We start from the raw sequence: 3442 nt of genomic DNA, 5'->3' as shown, positions 1-3442 counted from the left end.
GCATGAGCTATCTAACACTTAATCACATGTCGACAGTCAGGTGGATATAACACGCGTACGATCGGCGGCGGCGTAAGATGTGTCTAACAGACAGCGCGGCGGCCGCTCTCTGGCGGCTGACGGGCCGCACCCACGACACGGCGCCGGTGATCGCGGACCAGCTCGTGCGGTGCGGTGAGCTGCACAAGCCCCATCTCGGGGCGCTGCGCGCGCTGGTGGCGATGCATCTGCTCCCGGCGGCCGCCCGGCCCGCGGTACGGCACATCGCCACCTCCGCACGGCGCGTGGTGTCCGGCTTCCCGTACGACGCGACGCCCCACCCGGACCTGGAGGCGCGGCGGCTGGCACGGCGACTCCTCACCGCCCCGGCGCCGTCGGCCTGAGCGGCGCCACCGGGGCGGCCGGGCGGAATCGGGTCCCGGCCCGCGCCGCCGGCCCGTCGACCGGGCGGCTGCTCAGGAGAAATAGGATTCGAGCGGGCCGCGGCGGCGGACGTCGAGCGTCGCGCAGTGGAACGAGCCGCCGAACGGCGCGTAGTGCATCAGGTCGACGGGGATCGGCTCGAAGCCCCACTTCTCCAGTGCGCGCAGCATGCCGGTGTGGTGCCGCTCCGCGATCACGCGTCGTTCGTCGAGCATGAGGACGTTCATGCTGAGCCATTTCCCGCACATCGAGGTGATCTTGAGCAGTCGGTCGGTGACCGGGTCGGGCTCGGGGGCGATCAGGACGTCCCAGGACCGCAGGACCTCGGGCAGCCGGTCGACGTCGACGTACTCGGGATTGACCAGCACCTTGCCGGGCGCGAGCGGGATGAGCGTGGTGTCGATGTGCATGGGCGTGCGGCAGCGGCTCTCGACCTCGTGGATGCGGTAGCCGTCTCCCAGGTGGCGGCGCAGCCACTCGATGCCCATGCCGTTGGTGACGTTGCTGCGCGTGACGAACAGGTCGCGCCCGGCGCGGACGAAGTCCGCCGCGTCGAACACCGGCTCGAACTCGGTGAGGATGTAGCGCACGGGCTCGCCGGCCTCGGGGACCCGGTAGTCCGGGTCGAACAGCGCGTCGGTGAGCTGCGGCCGGGGCGCCGCCGTCCAGCGGGCGCCCCGCCGGAAGTAGTCCTTGAGCAGCGTGCGGTAGGAATGGCTCTCGTAGTACCGGCACGGCCAGGCCATCGGGGTCTCGATGATCTCGTCGCCGACGACGAGCATGCTGTCGCGGGGGCAGGTGCTGCAGAAGCCGCGCGAGGACCAGTCCGGCGTGCCGAAGCGCTGCCGGTGGTCCACCAGGTCGGGGCGCGTGACCGTGATGCCGAGGGACTCCAGGAGCGCGACGAACCCGTCGAGCTCCTCCTGGGCCGGCTCCAGCATCCTGGGCGGGAACCGGTATCCGGCGGCGAGCCCCTGCAACCGGGCCGCCCACGGGGGGATGTTGCAGGCCACGACCGGATGGCGGGAGGGGATCGTCGCTCCGTCGAGGCGGCCGACGACGACCTCTTCCAGCGGGTCCCACTCGTTGTGCGAGCTGACGGGCGAAGCGGGGCGCTCCGCGACGGCTTCGGACAGGGCGGACGGCGCCGACATGGACTTCCTCCCGGGGCCCGGGGTGGGATCACGTCGATTATCGATGACCTGCAGCCCGTGGGCCACACGGCGTTCGGGTGGTCCTGCGGGCCTGGGCCCAGCGTGCCTCACACGTCAAGCATTCGCTGATTCCGGCATTCACTGATTCCGGCCGAGGGAGCGCAGGAGGTTCCTGTCGGGCTTGCCCGCCGCCGTCAGGGGGATGTCGTCGACGAGGTGCACCTCCTCGGGTGCGTGCATCCGGCCCTTGCGCGCGGTGACGAACTCCTGGACGGAGGCCTGGACCGCGGCCTGGACGGCGGCCCGGTCGGGTTGGTCGGGTTGGTGGCCGGGTGCGGGCACCACGGCCGCGTGGACGTGTTCCACCGCATCGGCGTCGCGGACGCCGAAGACCGCGACGCGGGCGACGGCCGGGTGGGTGAGGAGGAGCTCCTCCAGCTCGGAGGGGCAGACGTGCCCGCCGACCACGATGATCACGTCCCGGAGCCGGTCGACGACGTAGAGGTAGCCGTCCTCGTCGAGGTAGCCCAGGTCCCCGGTGCGCAGCCAGCCGTCCTGGAGCACCTCGGCCGTGAGGTCGGGCCGCTTCCAGTAGCCGGGCATGACCCCGGGCGAGCGGACCTGGATCTCGCCCTGTTCGCCCGGCGGCAGGGTCGTGCCGTCGGCGTCCCGGACGGCGAGCTGGACACCGGGCACGGCCCTGCCCACGCTGATCCGGCCGTCGTGTCCGGTGCGGCCGTGCTCGTGCGGGGCGAGTGCGGTGATGTTCTGCGCCTCCGCCTGGCCGTACCCGCTCTCCAGGACGGGGCCGAAAACGTCGAGCGCCTCGCGCAGCCTGGCCGGTGAGGCGGGGCAGCCGCCGTAGGCGAGGCGGCGCAGGCTGGAGAGGTCGGTGCCGGCGAGGGCCGGGTGGTCGAGCAGCTGGTACAGCTGGGGCGGCAGGAGCCAGATGTGGGTGATCCGTTCCCGCTCGATGGCGGCCAGGACCTCGCCCGGATCGAAGCCGCGCTGGAGTACGACGGAACCGCCGCGGTAGAGGTGGAGGTCGGCGTAGAGGCCGGCGAGGTGGGCGATCGAGGTGCAGGCGAGGTAGCGGGGCCGGTCCCCGCGGTCGCCGAGGGGGGAGTCGAGGGCGCGCCGGTAGGAGCCGTGCAGGGCGAGGATGCCCTTGGGGATGCCGGTGGTGCCGCCGGTGTGGCGGATGCTGCGGTGGTCGTCGGGGGCGATCCGCACGGCCGGCGGCCGCGCCGGCTGCCGTGCGGAGGCGGCCACGACGTCCTCCTCGGCGGAGCCGGGGCCGAGGGCGAGGACGACCGGGACGTCGACCAGGGACCGCAACTCCTTGACGGCCGCGTACTGTTCGCGGTCGACGAGCAGCATGTCCGTGTCCGCGCTCGTCACGATGTCGGCCAGGGCCGGGGCGCTCATCCCGTCGTACAGGTTCACCACGCGGGCGCCGGCCAGATGCGCGGCGTAGCGGGCCCCGAGCGCCTCGGCGGTGTTGCCGGTGAGCAGGGCCACGGTGGTACCGCGGCCCGCACCCCGGTCGGCCAGTTCTCCGGCCAGGCGGCACGTGGAGTCCCGGAACTCCCCCGCCGTCAGGTGCGTACCGTCCGCGGTCGTCACGACCGGACGCTCGGGGGTCGCCGACAGCACGTCCATGACGGCTTCGGCGTAGCTGACGAATTCCGGCTGGTTCATGCCCACTTCTTCCGTGGAGGCGTGCGCGTGTCCGCTGGGTACGGGCGCCCGGGCCGTGCCCCGGGCACCGCGGTCGCGGTGCCCGGGTCCCGCTCGCCGTCCATGATGGGGCGTCGGGCGGCGGCGCCACCAGGGCGCGACCCGGACGGGGGCCGGGCCTCGCC

3 protein-coding genes are annotated in these 3442 nt (G+C 72.8%); 1 reads left to right on the top strand and 2 read right to left on the bottom strand.

Going from position 1 to position 3442, the window contains the following annotated elements:
• The first annotated feature begins 77 nt into the window (after nucleotides 1–77).
• Complete coding sequence (locus GPJ59_RS34720; RefSeq protein WP_219672019.1) at nucleotides 78–383, top strand: hypothetical protein; 306 nt, start codon at nucleotides 78–80, stop codon at nucleotides 381–383.
• A 72-nt stretch (nucleotides 384–455) separates the two neighbouring features.
• Here the strand turns inward: GPJ59_RS34720 and GPJ59_RS34715 are convergent, their stop codons facing one another.
• Together GPJ59_RS34715 and GPJ59_RS34710 are read right to left on the bottom strand one after the other, a co-directional pair.
• A complete protein-coding gene (locus GPJ59_RS34715) occupies nucleotides 456–1577 on the bottom strand; it encodes an amidinotransferase (RefSeq protein ID WP_219672017.1) in 1122 nt (373 codons plus the stop codon).
• A 138-nt stretch (nucleotides 1578–1715) separates the two neighbouring features.
• Entirely contained in the window at nucleotides 1716–3278 is a 1563-nt protein-coding gene (locus GPJ59_RS34710) for an AMP-binding protein (protein WP_219672015.1), read from the bottom strand.
• Nucleotides 3279–3442 lie beyond the last annotated feature (164 nt).

The organism is Streptomyces bambusae (genome assembly GCF_019400985.1).
GTDB lineage: Bacteria > Actinomycetota > Actinomycetes > Streptomycetales > Streptomycetaceae > Streptomyces > Streptomyces bambusae_A.
The sequence above is the reverse complement of the archived record's forward strand: the minus strand, read 5'-3'. Positions and strand labels throughout refer to the sequence as shown.

Bases quoted from the DNA above. Each gene is read 5' to 3' on its own strand.
- GPJ59_RS34720 (WP_219672019.1), top strand. From the start codon at position 78: ATGTGTCTAACAGACAGCGCGGCGGCCGCTCTCTGGCGGCTGACGGGC.
- GPJ59_RS34715 (WP_219672017.1), bottom strand. From the start codon at position 1,577: ATGTCGGCGCCGTCCGCCCTGTCCGAAGCCGTCGCGGAGCGCCCCGCT.
- GPJ59_RS34710 (WP_219672015.1), bottom strand. From the start codon at position 3,278: ATGAACCAGCCGGAATTCGTCAGCTACGCCGAAGCCGTCATGGACGTG.